General features: G+C 59.7%; 17 protein-coding genes and 4 pseudogenes. 10 read left to right on the plus strand and 11 right to left on the minus strand.

Annotated features, from left to right (window positions below):
- Positions 1 to 18: 18 nt before the first annotated feature.
- From BDK61_RS04395 to BDK61_RS04410, 4 genes are all read right to left on the minus strand, one after another.
- The gene (locus BDK61_RS04395) at positions 19 to 897 is read right to left on the minus strand and encodes a CheF family chemotaxis protein (RefSeq protein WP_011224086.1); all 879 of its coding nucleotides are present in this window, start codon (positions 895 to 897) and stop codon (positions 19 to 21) included.
- A 100-nt stretch (positions 898 to 997) separates the two neighbouring features.
- A complete protein-coding gene (locus BDK61_RS04400) occupies positions 998 to 1,426 on the minus strand; it encodes a DUF7112 family protein (RefSeq protein WP_049938971.1) in 429 nt (142 codons plus the stop codon).
- Between the two features lie 5 nt (positions 1,427 to 1,431).
- Positions 1,432 to 1,818, minus strand: a complete 387-nt coding sequence (locus BDK61_RS04405) for a 30S ribosomal protein S6e (RefSeq protein WP_121302407.1) — start codon at positions 1,816 to 1,818, stop codon at positions 1,432 to 1,434.
- 69 nt (positions 1,819 to 1,887) lie between these two features.
- A complete protein-coding gene (locus tag BDK61_RS04410) occupies positions 1,888 to 2,919 on the minus strand; it encodes a GAF domain-containing protein (protein ID WP_244209683.1) in 1,032 nt (343 codons plus the stop codon).
- A 35-nt stretch (positions 2,920 to 2,954) separates the two neighbouring features.
- Between BDK61_RS04410 and BDK61_RS04415 the strand changes: the two are divergent.
- From BDK61_RS04415 to BDK61_RS04425, 3 pseudogenes are all read left to right on the plus strand, one after another.
- Positions 2,955 to 3,488: pseudogene (locus BDK61_RS04415) on the plus strand (IS5/IS1182 family transposase); the annotation flags it as partial.
- Positions 3,489 to 3,564: 76 nt separating this feature from the next.
- Positions 3,565 to 5,038 (plus strand): annotated as a pseudogene (tnpC, locus tag BDK61_RS04420) (IS66 family transposase).
- Between the two features lie 15 nt (positions 5,039 to 5,053).
- Positions 5,054 to 5,392: pseudogene (locus BDK61_RS04425) on the plus strand (transposase); the annotation flags it as partial.
- A 20-nt stretch (positions 5,393 to 5,412) separates the two neighbouring features.
- Here the strand turns inward: BDK61_RS04425 and BDK61_RS04430 are convergent.
- The 6 genes from BDK61_RS04430 to BDK61_RS04455 form a co-directional block, all read right to left on the minus strand.
- Positions 5,413 to 5,691, minus strand: a complete 279-nt coding sequence (locus BDK61_RS04430; RefSeq protein ID WP_244209685.1) for a response regulator — start codon at positions 5,689 to 5,691, stop codon at positions 5,413 to 5,415.
- 82 nt (positions 5,692 to 5,773) lie between these two features.
- The gene (locus BDK61_RS04435; RefSeq protein WP_121302408.1) at positions 5,774 to 6,637 is read right to left on the minus strand and encodes a CheF family chemotaxis protein; all 864 of its coding nucleotides are present in this window, start codon (positions 6,635 to 6,637) and stop codon (positions 5,774 to 5,776) included.
- Between the two features lie 59 nt (positions 6,638 to 6,696).
- A complete protein-coding gene (locus tag BDK61_RS04440; protein ID WP_011224084.1) occupies positions 6,697 to 7,929 on the minus strand; it encodes a HEAT repeat domain-containing protein in 1,233 nt (410 codons plus the stop codon).
- A 6-nt stretch (positions 7,930 to 7,935) separates the two neighbouring features.
- Positions 7,936 to 8,745, minus strand: coding sequence for a CheR family methyltransferase (locus BDK61_RS04445; RefSeq protein ID WP_004958756.1), 810 nt, complete (start codon positions 8,743 to 8,745; stop codon positions 7,936 to 7,938).
- Complete coding sequence (cheA, locus tag BDK61_RS04450) at positions 8,742 to 10,730, minus strand: chemotaxis protein CheA (protein WP_121302409.1); 1,989 nt, start codon at positions 10,728 to 10,730, stop codon at positions 8,742 to 8,744. Before cheA ends, BDK61_RS04445 begins: the two co-directional genes overlap by 4 nt.
- Before the next feature lie 2 nt (positions 10,731 to 10,732).
- Positions 10,733 to 11,842, minus strand: coding sequence for a protein-glutamate methylesterase/protein-glutamine glutaminase (locus BDK61_RS04455; protein ID WP_121302410.1), 1,110 nt, complete (start codon positions 11,840 to 11,842; stop codon positions 10,733 to 10,735).
- Between the two features lie 170 nt (positions 11,843 to 12,012).
- On the opposite strand from BDK61_RS04455, the gene BDK61_RS04460 reads away from it, so the two are divergent.
- The 6 genes and pseudogenes from BDK61_RS04460 (at position 12,013) to BDK61_RS24130 (ending at position 15,787) form a co-directional block, all read left to right on the plus strand.
- Positions 12,013 to 12,447 carry a chemotaxis protein CheW gene (locus BDK61_RS04460; protein WP_004958750.1) on the plus strand — a complete coding sequence of 145 codons (435 nt, stop codon included), beginning with the start codon at positions 12,013 to 12,015 and terminating at the stop codon, positions 12,445 to 12,447.
- Positions 12,448 to 12,535: 88 nt separating this feature from the next.
- Complete coding sequence (locus BDK61_RS04465) at positions 12,536 to 13,261, plus strand: RAD55 family ATPase (protein WP_007189314.1); 726 nt, start codon at positions 12,536 to 12,538, stop codon at positions 13,259 to 13,261.
- 156 nt (positions 13,262 to 13,417) lie between these two features.
- Entirely contained in the window at positions 13,418 to 13,753 is a 336-nt protein-coding gene (locus BDK61_RS04470) for an ArsR/SmtB family transcription factor (protein ID WP_004515272.1), read from the plus strand.
- 83 nt (positions 13,754 to 13,836) lie between these two features.
- Positions 13,837 to 14,112, plus strand: a complete 276-nt coding sequence (locus BDK61_RS04475; RefSeq protein WP_121302411.1) for a DUF7521 family protein — start codon at positions 13,837 to 13,839, stop codon at positions 14,110 to 14,112.
- A 250-nt stretch (positions 14,113 to 14,362) separates the two neighbouring features.
- Positions 14,363 to 14,779: pseudogene (locus tag BDK61_RS24315) on the plus strand (archaellin/type IV pilin N-terminal domain-containing protein); the annotation flags it as partial.
- Between the two features lie 15 nt (positions 14,780 to 14,794).
- Positions 14,795 to 15,787 carry a hypothetical protein gene (locus BDK61_RS24130; RefSeq protein ID WP_394337633.1) on the plus strand — a complete coding sequence of 331 codons (993 nt, stop codon included), beginning with the start codon at positions 14,795 to 14,797 and terminating at the stop codon, positions 15,785 to 15,787.
- 582 nt (positions 15,788 to 16,369) lie between these two features.
- Here the strand turns inward: BDK61_RS24130 and BDK61_RS04485 are convergent.
- Positions 16,370 to 16,966 carry an archaellin/type IV pilin N-terminal domain-containing protein gene (locus tag BDK61_RS04485; protein ID WP_049938970.1) on the minus strand — a complete coding sequence of 199 codons (597 nt, stop codon included), beginning with the start codon at positions 16,964 to 16,966 and terminating at the stop codon, positions 16,370 to 16,372.
- Between the two features lie 89 nt (positions 16,967 to 17,055).
- Between BDK61_RS04485 and BDK61_RS04490 the strand changes: the two genes are divergently transcribed.
- Positions 17,056 to 17,619: a DUF7500 family protein gene (locus BDK61_RS04490; protein WP_004958722.1), complete on the plus strand. Its 564-nt coding sequence runs from the start codon at positions 17,056 to 17,058 to the stop codon at positions 17,617 to 17,619.
- Positions 17,620 to 17,763 lie beyond the last annotated feature (144 nt).

Below are 17,763 nucleotides of genomic sequence, written 5' to 3' on the forward strand. Positions count from 1 at the left end.
GACGGAGGCAGTCGCCTGTCAGGCGTTCACATCTTCCAGGTGACGGCTGGCGACGACCTTCCCAGTCGGCGTGAGCGTCGGCCCGTCGGAGCCGTCCTGTACGAGCCCGTCAGCGGCGAGATCTTGGAGAATCATCGACACCTGCGAGGAGTCCTTCCCGAGAATGCTCGCAAGCGGCATTCCGTCCATGTCGCCGGTCGAGTACATTGCGACCAGCACCTCCTTTTTGTCCTTCGTGAGGTCGACGTCTTCGATCTCCTCCATGAGCTCGGCGTACTCACGGCGGAGATAGCGCCCGAGGATGGACATCTTGCGGTTCGATGCCATCGCAGCCAGCGTCGTCATGGCCGTCCCGTCTTTCATGTGCCGGACTGTCAGCACTGGCCGGCCCTTCCCGTTAATCTCCCGCGTGTTCCGGTCGAAGTCCGACACTGTCTTCAGGTCGACGTTGAACGACCCGTCGCTGCGTCGGAACTCGACGTTACCGGGCGTGAGAAACAGCTTCGCGGTCTTGAACGACTCCTCCGTGACGCGACCACCGACACGGGCGCGCTCTTTGACCGTTGTCTCGGTCCCATTGATGATGGCCTTGAACAGTACCGTCCCGAACTTCTCTATTTTCTCGTCGCCGGCTTCGATGGCTGCGACGAGTCGCTTTCCCCTGTGCTCGAAGGCAATCGTCACTGTCGAGTCGAAGAAATCGCCCAGATCGGGCGGGACCTGCCCGACGGCGATGTCGAAAATCGAATCCAGTGGAATCGTCAGCTTGTCGTCCTCGCTTGCGGCCAGTACCAGCCGCTTCTGGGAGAGGACGACCCGACCTCTGATAGGGTCGCCCCGACCGGCCACTTCGGAGTTGAATTTGCCGACGAAATCCGCGATCACTGATTCCGACATTCGTCCGTTACCCGAAGTACAGCAGCACTGATATTGAGCGTTTCGCGCGAGTATCAACAGCAAAAATCGGATCTATTCAGGAGAACAGCGGCCAACGGCGTCAGTTGTCGAGATTTCGAGCGATATCTGACAGCGAGGAGTCCGGTCCGTCGGTCGCGGTATAGACGACGCGCTTGCCCGGCGTTCGGAGGCCGTACTCCGTTCCGTCAGTGACCACGTCGAGATGCGCTGAGCCGCCAAGTGAGACATCGCTATCGGCGACCCACTCTGCGAGGCGATTTGTCCCGTCCCGTTCGCGGGCCAGTCGGCGGTTGTCGGCAACGTGTGAGAGTACCGGCTCGCCGTCAAGATTCGTCTCGACGACGGCGTGGTACCGGTCGCCGTCAAGTGCGAGGCGGATGGTGTCACCGTCGTCGAAAGCCAGTTCTTCCGGGAGCACGACCCGTGGTCGGTCAGTTCGACCGACCGACTCGACGGGAACGCGATGCGTCTCGACGGTTTCGTGGTCACTGGGAACGCGGTCCGACACGTGACTTACTCGTCGTCGCCGAGGAGGTCGGCCACATCGTCGCTGCCGCGGGCCGTAATTTTTGCGTTGATCTGGCGCGTGTCGTCGCTGACCTCGCGGCCGCGGACGGTGATCCGCTTGCGCTCGCCGTCGGTGGTCGGCTCGAAGCCGACGCCGCCGTCGGACATGATTTCTTTCGTCGTGACGCCGCGAACATCAGGTCGCATCGGTCGACCCGAAGTGTCCGAGCCGCCGGTCAGTTCAAGCGAGTAGCCATCGAGGCCAACAGCGCCGCCGTCGACCTCGTCGCCGAGCTCGCGGCCGATGAAGCGGTTTGCGTCCTGTCCGTCAACGTCAATCTGGTAGGTGTGGCCGTCCTCCGGGTCGGAGACAGCGACCGTGAATTCTGCCATACCTGTTCTCAATCAACCGCGATTCAAAAACGCGTCGAACCGTCCCGCTCACTGGAGTCGGACCGACCGTCACACGCTCGCGGACAGGCCGGTGATATCCATTGAGACAACCATGCCGAGCTGTTTGTCGCTGCTACCCGTCACTGGCAGCGTTGACAGCCGGTACTGCCTGCCCTCATACTCCTGTGTCCAGACCTGTGTTTCACCGTCAAGTGCGGCGCGGTACTTCGGCTTCTGTCTCTCGACAACCGCAGGCGGAAACACTTCTGTGAGGGTCTTCCCTTCCACGTCGGCCGGCGTGAGACCGAACGCGCTGAGCCCCTCACCGCGAGCGACAAGGTATCGAAGGTCGTCATCAAACAGGAATACGCCGCCGCTAGGGAAGTTCTCCAGCAGGGTCTTGTACCGTTGCTCTGCCTGCCGGAGGGTTCCTTCGAGCTGTTCCCGCTCGATGGCATTTGTGAGGGTGTTTGCGACGCCTCTGACAAACGTGATGTCGTCCTCGGTAAAGGGGCGCCGCTCACTCGTATGCGCCCCGAGCACGCCCCACGGCTCGGTGGTTGTTCCGATGATGACACTGATACCACTCACGACACCGTGGTCCAGTAACAGCGACGGACCGCTGAACCGCGATTCCGTCCGGAGGTCTTCAACGACGACCGGCTCTTCGGTCTGGAGCGTGTATCCGGCCTGTGATTCCTCGCCGGCCCCGACTGCTGCCTCGCCGACCAGCCCCGACTGCCAGCCGACACCAGCACGCAACAGGAACTTGTTGTCGGCCGGCCGGTACTCAAGCACCTTGCTGTACTCCGTATTGAGGCCTGCTGCTACGGACTCGACAGCCCGTTCGAACAACGCATCGAGGCCACATCCTGTCAGCGCGTACTGGCCGAGGTCAGCGACGGCTTCTTGCTGCTGGACCCGTGTCTTGAGGCGCTCTTCCGCACGGTGTTGTGTGACGAGGTTCGTGATACGGTTCGCGAGCAGCGTGTATCGCTCGGTCCCGCCCCGCTTCTGGAGGTAGTCGCTTACACCCGCCGAAACCGCTTCACTGGCGACTTCCTCGCTTCCCTTCCCAGTGAACGGCTCAATTGAATCCACAGACGGCGCCGGGATAGGTCGTTAGAATCACGGGTATGAAGCGGGAGAGTAATGTTATGCACAACACCCTCTTCCGCTTCGTGAAGCAAGTGGCTTCGCTCGCTCAAAAGCTTACTGACGCTGCGCTGATGGAACTGAGTGATCCAGCCGGCAACGGGTTTGCCGGCTGGAAGCACGCAGTCTTGCTCTATCTGCGCGAACACATGAGCGCGGAGTACGAGGAAATCATCGACTGGGCCGAAGAGATGGAACGTGTTCGAGCGGTATTGAATCTTCAACGCGGGGAGTTTCCCGCGCCTTCGACGCTGTGTAAGGCGTTCAAACGGGCATCGATGACTGTCTGGCGACAGCTGCTCCGCCGGTCGGCGGAGCTGCTGGACCAGAATGGTCACGCCGCAATTGATGCCACCTACTTCGACCGTCAGCAGGCATCGTCTCACTACTTGCGACGGATTGATCGTTCCGTCAAAACGATCCAGACGACGTTTCTCGTAGATACAGCTGAGGGAGCAATTCTTGACTTACACTGCAGCACGAAGTGGCCTGACGGCATCGGTTTACCCCCAGAACGATTTCGGTACTCTCTCGTAGATTGCCCCTGACCTGCCAGTAGGTCAATGCAGGCGACAAAGGCGATTGTGAGGGATGGTCTCTCTGACAGAGACCATCCCGTGTCGTCTGCTTTGGGGAGTGCAGTCGCGTGACTTCCTCAGATGACAGCGTTGAGGTTTCGCGTGAGGAACTTCTTGCGCTCAAAAATCGTGTTGAGAAGCTTGAACAGGAGAATCAACACCTCCGCGAAGAGAACAAGCGGCTCAGAGCCAAACTTCGCTGGCACGAAGGACCGCACACCCCCTCCAGTCAGAAACAATCTGACTCTGAGGAGTCGTCCTCGTCTTCATCCGACGAGGACGACGAAGAACCTCGTACTGACGGCGGGACACCGGGTCGAAAATCCGGCCATAATCCCGAGTGGCGGTCTGCACCCGATCCAGATGAGGAGGTCGAAGTCACGTGTGACTGTTGCCCTGACTGTGGTGAGCAGTTCGATGAGTCGGAGGGCGTCAGCCCGCGACTCGTCGAAGAGATTCCTGATCCGCAGCCTGTGGAAGCTACCCAGTACAACCGCCATTACTACGAGTGCGACTCGTGCGGAACCGAGACGGTGGCATCACACCCCGACTGCCCCGATGAGGGGCAGTTCGGGGTGAACGTCATCGCGCAGGCGGCTCTTTCCCGGTACGATCACCGGCTTCCCTACCGAAAGATCGCTGATCGTTTCAACCAACTCCACGGATTGGACCTTTCGGGCGCGTCCGCGTGGCATGCGACCGAGCGCGCAGCGCGCGCCGGTCGCTCGGAGTACGAGCAGATACGTAGACAGATTCAACAGGCCGACGTGGTCAACGTTGATGAAACGGGAATCAAGCGCGACGGAGACCAAGCGTGGCTCTGGACGTTCCGAACGGACAAGCACACGCTGTACGCCGTCCGGGAAAGTCGTGGCCACGATGTTCCTGCGGAAGTCCTCGGGGAGGACTTCGCAGGAACGATTATCTGTGACGGGTGGACAGCGTACCCAGCTTTCAGCAAGAAACTCCAGCGGTGTTGGGCGCACATTCTCCGGGAGGCCGAGGATGCTGCCGAACAGCAGGAAGAAGGCGAACCGATCTACCGAGCGCTCACACAGTTGTATGCCGCTCTCCAGACTCAGCTGGAGAGCGACTTGACACTGCGCGAGCGGGCAGAATTACAGCGTGTCGCGCGGAGAGAACTCGAATCGTTGATTGAGCGGTCGGTCCCCGACGGACCAGTGGCAACACTACTCGGGAAGATCGAAGGAGGCCTCGACCACTGGCTCACCTTCGTCGGTGAGCCAGCGGTCTCGCCGACGAACAACGCTGCGGAAAACGCGCTACGTGAACCAGTCGTTCTTCGGAAAATCATCGGGACACTCCGGAACGACCGCGGAATGTTCGTCCACGAAACCCTCTTCTCCCTGCTGGCAACGTGGAGCCAGCAGGGACGCAATCCCTATGAGGAACTCAAGCGAGTCGTTCGGGACAACGAGATGATCTCACGAGCTCGCGCTGTACCGGTCGTTGAATCCACAGGGTAAACACATACGCCTGACGAAACCAAGATCGGCCCGAAGGTCGCCCTGCGGAACGCGGGCGACCTTCGAAGCTTGGCCGCTGACAAAGGCTATGATGACATGAGCTTCCGTGAGGAGCTTCGAAACGCCGGGATTCGTCCGCTGATAAAGCACCGTGTTTTCGCTCCTTACGATCACGCACACAACGCCCGAATAGACGACGAGCTCTATGGTCAGCGATCACAGACCGAGTCCGTCAACTCCTCAATCAAGCGCTCGCACGGCTCCGCCGTCCGAGCGCGTGACTGGTTCCGCCAGTTCCGGGAGATAACGCTCATAGCCGGCGTTTACAACGTGGAGCAGGCAATTGAACGCTGAAACGCCGAAATTCGCCGGATTCAATTGAGCCCAGTGAACAGAACGAACGGCAGGTCCGGATACTCCGCCCGGACGGCCCTGAGAAATTCGATTCCGTCCATGTCTGCCATGTCGTAGTCCGAGACGATACAGTCAAACGGCGCTTCGGTAAGACGCTTGAGCCCCTCGCTGGTACTGGTCGCCGTCTCGACGCTGAAACCGTCGCTCTGCTGTCGGAGAAATTCGGCTGTTGTCTCCGCGAGCCCCGGTTCGTCGTCGACATGCAGTACCGATATCCGGTGGCTGTCGGGCCCGTCCATGACAATCTATGACAAACTGAACGTATGTCCGTCTTGTGGTACACTGTTTCCAAAACCACGCTCATTCAGGGTGTCATCGCCGCTACTGGTCAGCCATTGCGTCGCTTGCGATCGAGCGGCCGCGGGCCTCCAGTTGGACCTCCCGGCGTGTCCGGACCGGTTCGAGGATATCGGACTCCATCAACCGGTCGTACACGTCCTCGACTTCCTCGATCTCCATATCGACGAACTCCGGGATCTTGAACGGCGAGATGCCGGAGTACAGCGCCATCAGGACCTGCGTCTCCTTATTTGAGAGGTCCACGTCGTCGGCGATGTTGCGCTGCTCGCCTTGTCGGACGAGCCCCTCGATGAGCGAGACGTGTCGGGGCGTCCCCGAGATGTGGGTTTCGACGCTGGTGCCCTCGATGGTGTGTTCGACCTCTAGCAGTGGTCGCTCGTCGCCGCGGATCGTCTTCTCCTTGGCCTCGACGGTCCCCACGTCGTCGATGTCCAGTTCGACGAACGTGCCGCTGGCGATGGCCAGATTGATGCAGTCGCCGTCGAGCTTGAGCCGCCCCTTCTCCCAGCCGCCGTCCTGAACAACGCCACCCTTGACTGCGGGGTGGTTGACGAGGACGACAGTCTGGTCGAGTAGCGTGCTGTACAGTTTCTCCTGAAACTCATCGGCTTTCTTTGCCGAGATGAGCGTCACGTTCCGGCCGGCCTGCACCTTGATGTAGCTGTCCACCTGTGCGAGTGGCTGGTTCATCTGGCTGGCCGTGACGCTGCTGACCTTCGACAGCGGGATGGTCCGCTTGCCGTCGTTGGTCGCAAGGACGAGCCGCTTGTTCGAGAGCAAAATCCGACCGGGTAGCCACTCGATGTCGTTTCGCTTCCGCCCGTCCGAGACGACCTGAACGAACTTCCCCTTCGTATCGACCAGTGCGTGTTCTCCGTCGCTCATCGGTTAGCCAGCTATCGCTCTCGTGTACGCCCCGCCACGTCTTAATCCACTCGGCTGACTCATCCGCGGCCACCGAGCTTCGAGATGGCCGAGAAGGCCTTCTTCCTGACCACGTCGTGTTCGGTCTCGTCGATGAGTTTATCCAGCGTCTTTCGGGACCGCTCGCTGCCGACCTTCCCGAGGGTGAAGATAGCCTGTCCGCGGATATCGGGGTCGACGCCGTCGTCTTGCACGATTTTGAGCAGTCGTCTCTCCACCATGTTGTCGTCGTCACCGAGTTCAGCGAGACTGGTGGCGGCGAACTGCCGGAGCATCTGGTCGTCGTCGCCGAGCGCGTCGACCAGCGATTCGATGACGCGGTCACGCTCTTCTTGGCTGGTGACCCGGCCGAGCATCCAGGCGGTGTTGCGCCGCTGGGCGGCCTGCGTGCTCTCTTCGAGAATTTCGACCAGCGGCACGACGACGCTCCGGTCGTCCGTGTTCGAGAGCTTCTCGACGACGGTGTCCCGTATCTCGTGGCTCTGGTCAGTCGGGACGTTCGATAGAAGTTCGATGAGCGAGTAGACGGCCGTCCGGCGGACGGCGGCGGAGTCGTCCGAGAGGGCTTCGATGAGATAATCGACCGGCCGGTCGTTGCCGAAGTTCCCGAACGCCCCGACGGCGATGCGCCGGACTCGCTCGTCGTCGTCCTCGTACAGCGGCAACAGCGCCTGAAGCGCCTGTCGATTCCCGATATTCCCCAGCGCATCCGCCGCCTCGCGCCTGACGCCAGCTTTTGGGTCCGACAGGACGGACTCCAGCGGCGTCGTTGCCCGCGAGTCGCCGATCTTTCCGGCCGACCGGGCCGCTCGCGCCCGCACTCGCGGGTCGGCGTCCTCGAAGCGCTCTGCGAGCTTCGGGACCGCGTCGGCCTGGTCCAGATTCCCGAGGCCGTTTGCTGCTGCCATCCGAAGTTCCGGCACGTCGGCGTCGAGCACCTGCATATACGCCTTCGCCTTCACCCAGTCGGCGGCGTCGTCTTCGAGGTCGACGCCGGCCATACTCCCGATGAGCTGTGTGATCGCGTCGTCACCGAGTTCGTCAAGCGAGTCGATAGCCGCCCCGGTGATCGCGTCGCTATCGCTCTGTGCCGCGTTCACGAGCGCGTTGACCACGTCGCGCCGGTCGTCGTGGTCCTCGAAGTTCCCCAGTAGCTCCGCGGCACGAGTCTTGACCCGCTCGTTGTCGCTCTCCCTGAGGAGGCGGATGAGTTCCTGTGCATTGCCGTCCCGTTCCAGTTCGTAGAGGCTCATTGGTCGCTACACACGCCGGTAGATGCGGTGTCGTTTGTCGACCGCTTCGAAGGAATCCCGGCACTCCGCGGGCAGCGTCTCAGTCATGCCGATCATGAGATAGCCGCCCTCACGGAGTGACCCGCGGATCGTCTCGAAGATGGGGACCTTGAACTCCGAGTCGATGTAGATGAGGAGGTTCCGGCAGAACACCAGATCGAAATCGCGCTTGGGGTCGCCTCGGATGAGGTCGTGTTGCTCGAACGTGACCATCTCTTTGACCTGGTCCCGAACCTGAAACGTGTCGCCGTCCTGCTCGATGTATTTCGTGTAATCGTCCAGCGGTTCCAGTTCATCGGCGATGTCGGTCGTCTGGGAGGTCGCGTAGGTCCCCTTGCGGGCCTCTTCGAGGATGTCGGCGTTGATGTCTGTCGCCGTGATCTCGACCCGACGGGCATCGATCTCGGGGTCGTCGAGTGCCAGCATCGCCGCCGAATACGGCTCGCGGCCGTCGGCACTCGGGGCCGACCAGAGCCTGACGCGACGGTTGTTCTCCGTGAGTTCTCGGAGGACCGGCCGGAGTCGCTCCCACGCCTCCGGATTCCGGAAGAAGCTGGTGACGTTGATCGACAGCGAATCGAGCAGTTCCTCACGCTCGCCGTTGTCGCGTTCCAGCAGTCGCTGGTAGGTCTGGTAGTCCTCGGTGTCGGTCCGACGCATCCGCGCGGTGATGCGGCGGTCGAGATACGAGTCGTTGTAAAAGCCCGACTCGAAGTCCATCTCTTCGCCGATGAACTCTACAAGGTCGTTGAAAGTCCGCTCGCTGCCTTTGTTCATAGCGTCACCACGTCGAGGATGTGGACGATGTTCCCGTCGCCGAGGACGGCCGTGCCCGAGAGGCCGGGTGTTCCCGAGAGGATACCCTCCAGGGGCTTGACGACGACCTCTTCCTGGCTGTTGACCGAGTCACAGTGGAGTGCGACCTGGCGCTCAGACTCGCGGATGCGGACGAGCATCCCGTCGCCGTTGGCTGTCTCGCCCTCGATGTCGAAGGTGTCATCCAAGTGGATGACCGGGTAGATCTCGTCGTTGTGCTTGATGACTTCCTGACCGTTGACCTGCTTTGCCTCTTCCGTCCCGGTAATCTCGTCGACGTTCTTGATTGGGACGCCGTACTCCTCGCCGCCGACCTTGACGAACAGCACCTTGACGATCGCCATCGTCACCGGGAGGCGCAGTGAGACAGTCGTTCCCTCACCCGGTTCGGAGTCGACGCTGACCGACCCGTCGAGCTGGGAGACCGTGTCGTGGACGACGTCCATTCCGACGCCGCGCCCGCTGGTGTCGGTCACTTCGTCGGCCGTCGAGAAGCCGGGATGGAACACGAGGTCATACACCGCGGAGTCGTCCATCGCGTCCAGTTCCTCTGGCGAGCGGACGCCTTTCTCGATGGCCTTCTCTCTGATGCCATCCACGTCAAGCCCGGCCCCGTCGTCTTCGACTTCGATGATAACGTGGTCGCGCTCGCGGGAGGCCCGGAGCGTAATGTGGCCGGTGCGTGACTTGCCCGCCTGTTCGCGCTCTTCGGGCGACTCGATGCCGTGGTCGACTGAATTCCGCAGGATGTGCATCAGCGGGTCCGAAATCTCGGTGAGGATGGTTCGGTCGAGTTCGATGTCCTCGCCCTCGATTTCAAACTCGATGTCCTTGTCGAGTTCGCGTGCGAGGTCCCGGACGAGCCGCGGGAACTTCCCGACGACTTTCTTCAACGGGATGAGCCGCATATCCATCACTGTGTTCTGGAGATTCGCCGTGATCTTGTCCAGTTCGTTCAGCGTCTCGCCGGTGGAGTCGAGGTCGTCTTTCTCGACGCCACGCCGGAGCTTGATTCGGCTCGTGACCAGTTGCTCGACGAGCCCGTGAAGGTCATCGAGCTGGTCCACGTCGACGCGGACGGACTTGATTTCGTCGACGCTGTGTTCTTCCTCAGCCTCTGGGTCGGGGTCCGAACCCGAATCCGAGCCCGCCTCGCTATCGTCGGCAGCATCGGAGTCGGTGCCTGTGCCGCTGACCAGTTCGTCGGTCACGTCCGTTACGTCGAAGCTGTCGACCTTCCCAGTCGTTCCCAGTTCGGCGTCGACAGTCGCCGCGTCGGGGCCGTCGAGATACAGGACGAACGCGTCCTCGAACTCGCCGTCCTCGATATCGGCACGGCTCGGACTCGAATCGAGAATGTCGAACCGCCCCTCGATGGACTCGACGGCCAGCATCGAGTCAACGCCGAGCATATCCGACTCTCCGACACTGATTTCGGCCTGCAGGACCCGCTCGTCGACGGCATCGCCGTCGATGTCGGCATCGCTGACGCCCGCATCCGTGGTGAGCGACTCGTCGCTGTCCGACGAGCCGTCGTCTGTCGTTTCGGTGCCACCCGCGGCGGCGGCCCCCTCTTCGAGGACGGCCCGGAGCTCTTCGACCATCTCGTCGGTCTCTGTCCCCGATTCGCCGTGCTCCTCGATCTCCCCGACGATAACTTCTATCTGGTCGACGCCGGCAAAGACAAGGTCCATCAGGTCCGGCGTGACCTCCATCTCGCCTTGGCGCATCTCGTCGAGAAGGTCCTCCATCGCGTGCGCGAGGTCTGCTGCGTTGTCAAAGCCCATCGCTCCGAAGTTGCCCTTCAGCGTGTGGGCTGTCCGGAAGATCGAGTCCATCGCCTCCGTGTTGGAGGGGTCAGACTCGAGTTCGAGCAGTGAGTTATTGAGTTCGGTAATCGCTTCTTCACTTTCACGGATGAATGCGTCTAAATACTGGTCGTCCATTGTCAGGTCACCTCAGTGGTAATCGTGTCGATAACGCCGTCCGCAATGTCGTCGATAGGCAAGACAGTGTCCACACAGCCCGTCTCGGCGGCGCGTTTTGGCATGCCGTACACCGCGGACGTGGCCTCGTCCTGTGCGATGGTCTTGCCACCAGCCTGCTTGATGCGCCGAATCCCGTCCGCGCCGTCTTCGCCCATCCCGGTGAGGATGAGCCCGACGAGTGGGTCGTCGATGGTCTCTGCGGCCGTCCGCATCGTCACGTCGACGGCCGGACGGACGCTGTTGACCGGTTCGTCCTGTGTCAACTTCGTCCGCAGTCGGCCGTTCCGGTAGTTTTTGACCTCCATATGCCGGTCACCGGCGGCGACAAGTCCCTCGCCGCCGCCGATGCGTGCCCCGTCGGTGGCCTCCTGAACCTCGTAATCGCTTCGCGTGTTGATCCGCTCGGCGAACCGGCCGGTGAACCCTTCCGGCATGTGCTGGATGATGAGCACCCGCAGGTCGGCCTCAATGGGGAGGTTCTCCATAACCTGTTCCACCATCTTCGGGCCGCCGGTCGAAGAGCCGATGACGAGCGTCGGGTTCGCGACGTAGGTCGTCTGGCCCGACGAGCCTCCGGTCCCTCTCCGGTCAGTGGCTGAACCGCCGGCGGTTGTCGGTGCCGTTCCGCTGTCGCTGCCTGTCCCGCTGCGGCTGCCCGTCGCGCCGACATCGACTGCCGCGACAGAACTGACCATCTCGACCAGCTGGTCTTTCAGGCGTGACATCTCCATCGACACCTCACCACCGGGCTTGGTGAAGAAGTCGACCGCACCCTTATCGAGCGCCTCGAACGTCACGTCGGCGTTCTCGTCGGTGTGGGCTGACAGCATCAACACCGGCGTTGGAGACTCAGCCATGATGCGCTCGGTTGCCTCAATGCCGTTCATTACCGGCATCTCGACATCCATCGTCACGACATCAGGTCGATGTTCGATAACGGCCGATACTGCCTCCTCGCCGTCACGCGCCTGCGCAACGACATCAATACCGCCATCACTGAGGATATCAGAGATGACACTCCGCATGAAGTGAGAGTCGTCTGCGACCACGGCGCGGACACCATCTGCCATATCACCAACGCTCCCGTCGGACAGGAGACATCGGCGAACGAGACATCCTCATACCTACTTCCAAATCCCGTCCGGCCCCGAAATAAATACTCCGCCCACGTAATCAAAGTTGATAGCCCAGCAGGCACCTTTATGCGCCACTATCCGCGACAGTTTGGATAAGAACTGCAATGGCAGCACAGTCAGCCACCACCGGCCAAGTACTCGAGTTCCAGCTCGGCTCGGAAACGTACTGCGTGAGTATCGACTACGTGACTGAGATCGTCGATATCGGCGAACTCACGTCCGTCCCGAACGCCCCGCCGCACGTCCGTGGCGTCATGGACCTTCGCGGGCGCACGACATCGATTGTTGACCCTAAAGTCGTCTTCGGCATTGGAGACGAGGGTGCGGAGAAGCGAATTATCGTCTTCGACCCGGATATCGTCGAGGAACAGGGTGCAGCTGGCTGGCTCGTCGACGAAGTGTATCAGGTAGTCCAGATCACTCCTGAACAGGTCGACCGGTCCCCCGCGAACGACGCCGGCTCAATCCGGGGCGTCATCAAGCGAGATGACAGTTTTGTTATCTGGGTGGACCCCGCCATCGTCCACGCTGGTGACTGATTCCAGTTTGTTTAGCGACACACCAGCAAGACTTTTTAACATTCCCGACAGAGGAGTATCTAATCAACTTCCAGTTCCTTCCGAAACTATGATTGAGCAAACCAAAACGGGGATCGAGGGCCTCGACGACATTCTGAACGGCGGCATTGTGAAGAACTCGACGACACTGGTGAGCGGCAACCCTGGTGCCGGGAAATCGATCCTCTGTCTCCAGTACATCTACAACGGCGTCGAAAAGTACGACGAGAAGGGCATCTACCTCTCCTTCGAGGAAGACGAGTCGGACCTCCGGGAAGCCGCCGAATCTCTCGGCTTCGACAACTGGCAGGACCACGTCGACAACGGGAACATCAAGGTGTACGACAAGCAGGTGCTCCTGCGCGAGAATGACTTTACGTCCTCGCTGGATATTCTTCTGGAGGAACTCGAAGACGGTGACTACGACCGACTGGTGCTTGACTCGCTTGCCATGTTCGAACTGTTCTTCGAAAACGAGAGGGAGAAGCGGACGTATCTCCTGAAGTTCACTGACATCCTCAGCGACAGCGGGCTCACGACGCTGATGACCAACGAACAGGGGGCCGTCTTCCCGGACACCGAGATCGGACTGGAGAACTATCTAACTGACGGCAACATCTACCTTATCCAGACGCCGACTGACACCGGTGTGAACAGATACGTCTGGGTCGCCAAGATGCGAAAACAGAACATCGAGACGGACATCTATCCGATGGAGATTGACCACGGCGGCATCGATGTCCACCAGAACGCCAGCGCCTTCTCGATGATGAGCGAGGAAGAATCACCAATTTAACGATACGATAGAGCCATTATTACTCCGTAGAACGACGGATACAGCGACACAGACCGCCGTTTTCGCACGGACGCCCCGCAGTGCGTGTTTGTCTTCCTTTCACTCGATATCACAGGCGATACCTTTATTATTGACTGAATTTATGATTTGATAACGATGGATTCAGGGGAGATTCTTCAGACGCTTGGCAATAAATACAGTGCCGAAATCCTTGACGCGACGGATGAACCGGTCTCCGCACAGGAGCTCAGCGACGAACTCGGAATCCCCATCGCGACGTGTTACCGACGGATCGACGAACTGACCGAACATGACCTGCTGGAACTCCACGACAATATTCTCTCTGACGACCGCCGACGTATCAAAGTGTACCGGCGGAACGTGGATGAAGTCCGGGTCGACTTCGACGATGAACTGACTGTCCACATCGAAGAGCGGTCGGAAGTGACCAACAAACTTGACGAGGCGTGGCGGACCCTATCCGAGCGATAGAGCCCCTCTTTTCGCCGTTATCACGAAAGATATTTTCGAGCATGGATTTAATAACGGGTTCGCTGTAGCACTGTACAGTGCTGATGATAGAACTTCTCTATGCCATATCGACGCTGGTGTTCGTCGTGGCCGGACTGACAATGGTTGGGATGGCCATGCGGGCGTACGTCCAGACATCCCGGGAGGCGATGCTTCACCTCTCGGTGGGGTTTTCGCTCGCAATCGCGGGCGCAGCCGCGACCATGATTAGCGCGTTCATCAATGACTTCGAAGGCGTCCGCTCGTTGCTGCTGGTCAACAGTGGGTTGACGACCTTTGGCTACCTGTTTGTGATGTACAGTCTCATCACGTACGAATGACTGTCCCTGCGTGTGACCCGACCGGTCGACCGGCCGCTTTCAGCTTGCAAAATTAATTTTCAATACTGATTCCGGGTTTTTCGACGATCGCTATACGACCGTGAAATCGGTTCAAATCGACGCTGAATACTATTGAGAAGTACCGTCTAAACCGGCTGAAACCATCGTTATCAAGAATAAAATTTTGAGGGATGATGTTATTACGTGGTACGTACTCGTTCCGATAGGGTCAGAGCGACCCGGACTACACATGTTCGAACGCATTACAAATCCAGAAGACCGAGGCCAAGTGGGGATCGGGACCCTCATCGTGTTCATCGCGATGGTGCTTGTCGCCGCAATCGCGGCAGGCGTCCTGATTAACACTGCTGGCTTCCTGCAGAGTTCAGCTGAACAGACCGGCCAAGAAAGTAGCGACCAAGTGACCAACCAGATTCAGGTGGCGTCTAAGATTGGATCTGTTTCTGGAAGCGGTCCAGCAGACACGATCGTATTCGACAGCTCAGGGGCAAGTTCAGACACCCACGGTGAGTTCGCAATCGACGACGGGTCTCAAGTGGATGTCCTTGTCACTGAAGATGGTGATGGCAGCATTGTTCTTACTGCAGCCAGCAGTAACGAAATTGCTGTCGAAGATGGTGACACCCTTACTTTCACGAAGGCAAGCGCCTCCTCAGTGGAAGTGCAGAACGATGCAACCGGTGCATCGATCACTGTTGACACCAGCGAAGACCTCTCGATAGATGCTTCGAACGCAGCTACCAGCGCTGACAGCATCCGTCTCCAGCGCACCTATGAGGACCCGATCAACGGAGAGGTCACTCTACAAACGTTGAAGCTAACGGACAGCGACGCAACTCCCGCTGACCAGACTCTCCCGATAGAGGTGAGCGAAAATACCGAGCAGTACATCCCACTTACCAGTAGTTCCTCATCCGATCAACTTCTGGTCAGTGATGGCGAAGTGCTGACCGCTACGTCGAACACCGCTGATGGTGCGGAACTTGCGCCTAGCGGATCCGGTGGCGCTCTCGATGTCGACGCTGGCGACGAAATCCGCTTCGATGTCCTCTCCAACAACGAGGTCGAGGTAATTAACGTCGAATCGGGTGCATCGTTCACCTTCAACCCGTTCGAAAACGAGCTCTCTGTCAGCAGTAGTACCATCGAGTTCGAGAACGGAGATGGCGACACTATCACCGTTTCAGGTGGAGGATCCTTCTACGGGCTCGAACCTGACGACGTTGACAGTGGTATCACCATCACTCAAGGAACCGCTGCGGACTCCGCACTCCTCGTGAACGCGGAGTACAACAGCGGCGGCGGCGGCGTCTCTGAAATCAGCATCATCGCGATCAAAGGTTCCGGTGCAGACCAGATCAACCTCGAACAGACGACCATCACCACAATCGGCCCCAGCGGGACGAACACCCTCACCTACGGCGGCACCAGCGCCTCACAGGGTGAGACGTTCGGTGTTCAGGCCGTTCAGGACGAGGACGAGTCCATCCCGGTGATGACCGACGCTGACCGCTTCCGCATCATCGTTGACCCCGGCACGCTCGAAACCGGTGCGACGATGACGCTCGAAGTGACGACGGAGTCCGGCGCGACCACGGAAATCCGCGTTAGCGTGCCCAACACGCTATCAGGCGAAACCGCAGTGCAGGTCTAACGCGAGCCGTTCTTTCGCTTGCAGAACTTTTCTCTCTGTTTTCCACCCGCGACCAGCAACAGCCATCTCGTGGGGGCGTCGACTATGCTCTGTGGTCGGTTCTATCATGTAAGCGAAGCTCTACTGCATGCACCTCTTTGCAGGTACGACCTCGATTCTGTTACGTCGTGTCAGTTTCACATTCCCGTCCAAACATCCAGACAGTGACAAGAAGCCCACGCCGAGAGCCCGATACATTTGCGACGTGCTTCGGTTGGACGGATCGAACTCATACACGGGTCAGTGTTTCACACTGTTTCTGTCGCTGTGCGGTCTGTTTCTGTGCGTCGGTACGTTCGTCAACGGCGACATAGCGAACTGCGTCGGCTCGCAGTTATCGTGTGACACACCATATTTCCTCCCGACCAGACTCGGGAGAGACGATTGTAGCAGCCGCCGGATGCACAGACGGCCAAACGCCACGCGGTATGGCTGTCTACTGGTCGAAGTCGGGCGTCAAGAACTCGGGTCAGCACGCCTCTCCGCATCGATATCCGTGAGCCGGCTCACACTGTTCGGGTGGTCGGCTGCTACTGCCGGCCGTCAGAGCGGGACCGTTGTCTTCCCGTTGAGCGACGATGGGACCGAGACTCTGACCGTTGTCGTCGCGCCGTCAGGTGACAGCAACCGTATCGTGCCGCTTTCGCTCGGCTGGAGCTCGACCCCTGTCAGTGCCGCGAGGTCGATACGCAAGGCTGCCCGGTCGCCGTCGTCGTTCAGGATGTCCCGCGAGAGTGAGTCGTCGTCATCTCTGAGTGGGGTAACCGTAACCTCAGCAGCGGAACCCACCGGCGCGTCGGCCCCGCTCCCGATTGTCGTCCCAACGACAACATCGCTAAGGTCCATGTTCCCGCCCCCTTCCGCTCGCTTCACCACGAGCGTCACCGCTTCGATGCTCTGTCCAGTCGTGTTAACGTGGCCAGTGCTCCCGACGACTTCGGTCCGCGCAATGACCCGGTCGGCGCTTTTGTCGCTGGCCGTGGCCGCGTCGGACTGAAACCCACCGACTACTTCGAACAGTACGCCAGCCGTGGCTGCGGCGATCAGGAGCGCCGCAATCAGGAGGATAATCGACCCGAGAGAGCTCTGTGCCCGCCGTTTAACGGTCGCTCGCTCCTCTCGCCGGTTCGGTTCGCTCACACTGTGAACGTATCCACGACCAGTCAAAACCGTGTCGGCTACCCCTGAGCAGCGACGGAATTATATCATCCCATCTCTCATGTATCTGCATGGCCTCGGGGTCAGACGAACCGAATCCAGAGGACGGTAAGATCCTCTCTCCGGAAGAATTAGACATCGCGGATGACGAGCACGTCACAGAGATCGACGAAGGACGGTATGTCGTCTCCTCTGATGTTCGAACCAACGATTCCTACGGCAATCAGGTTTCGTCTGACTCCACCCCTGACCCGGACCCAGCTCCCGAGCCCGACGCTCCTGAGTTTACCGACGCGAACGTTCACGAGTGGCTCGCCGAGCAAATGGCGAAATCAAACAGCCGGTATGGGTTCGATGTGACCGCGAAGTTTGACGGGAACGTTGACCAGCAACAGGTTGTGTCCAACGACATCATCACCGCGTTCGAGAGTTTCATGCTCTGGTACGGCCGGCAGATGGACGGGTCGACATCGGTCGAGAACGTGCTCGGCATTCTGCTCTCGGAGTCCAACGTCCCAGTCAAACACCCGCCAGAGAGCTTCAAGCGGATGGTCCAGTCGACCGGTCTCTCGCCGGACGACAGTATCGCAGACCTCGTTGAGGCTATCGAAGCACGAGACGGTGCGAAGTTCTAAAGCAGGCACCAGCACACGAAGGCGTTGTACCTGTCATCGCGGTCAGAATCGGAACGCAGTTGCCCGGTTTCGGGTCCCACCGATATCACACGCGATAATTTACGGGACACCTTTATCTAACTCATCACGATATGTAGGCTTGAT

The organism is Haloarcula quadrata (assembly GCF_003634715.1).
Lineage (GTDB): Archaea > Halobacteriota > Halobacteria > Halobacteriales > Haloarculaceae > Haloarcula > Haloarcula marismortui.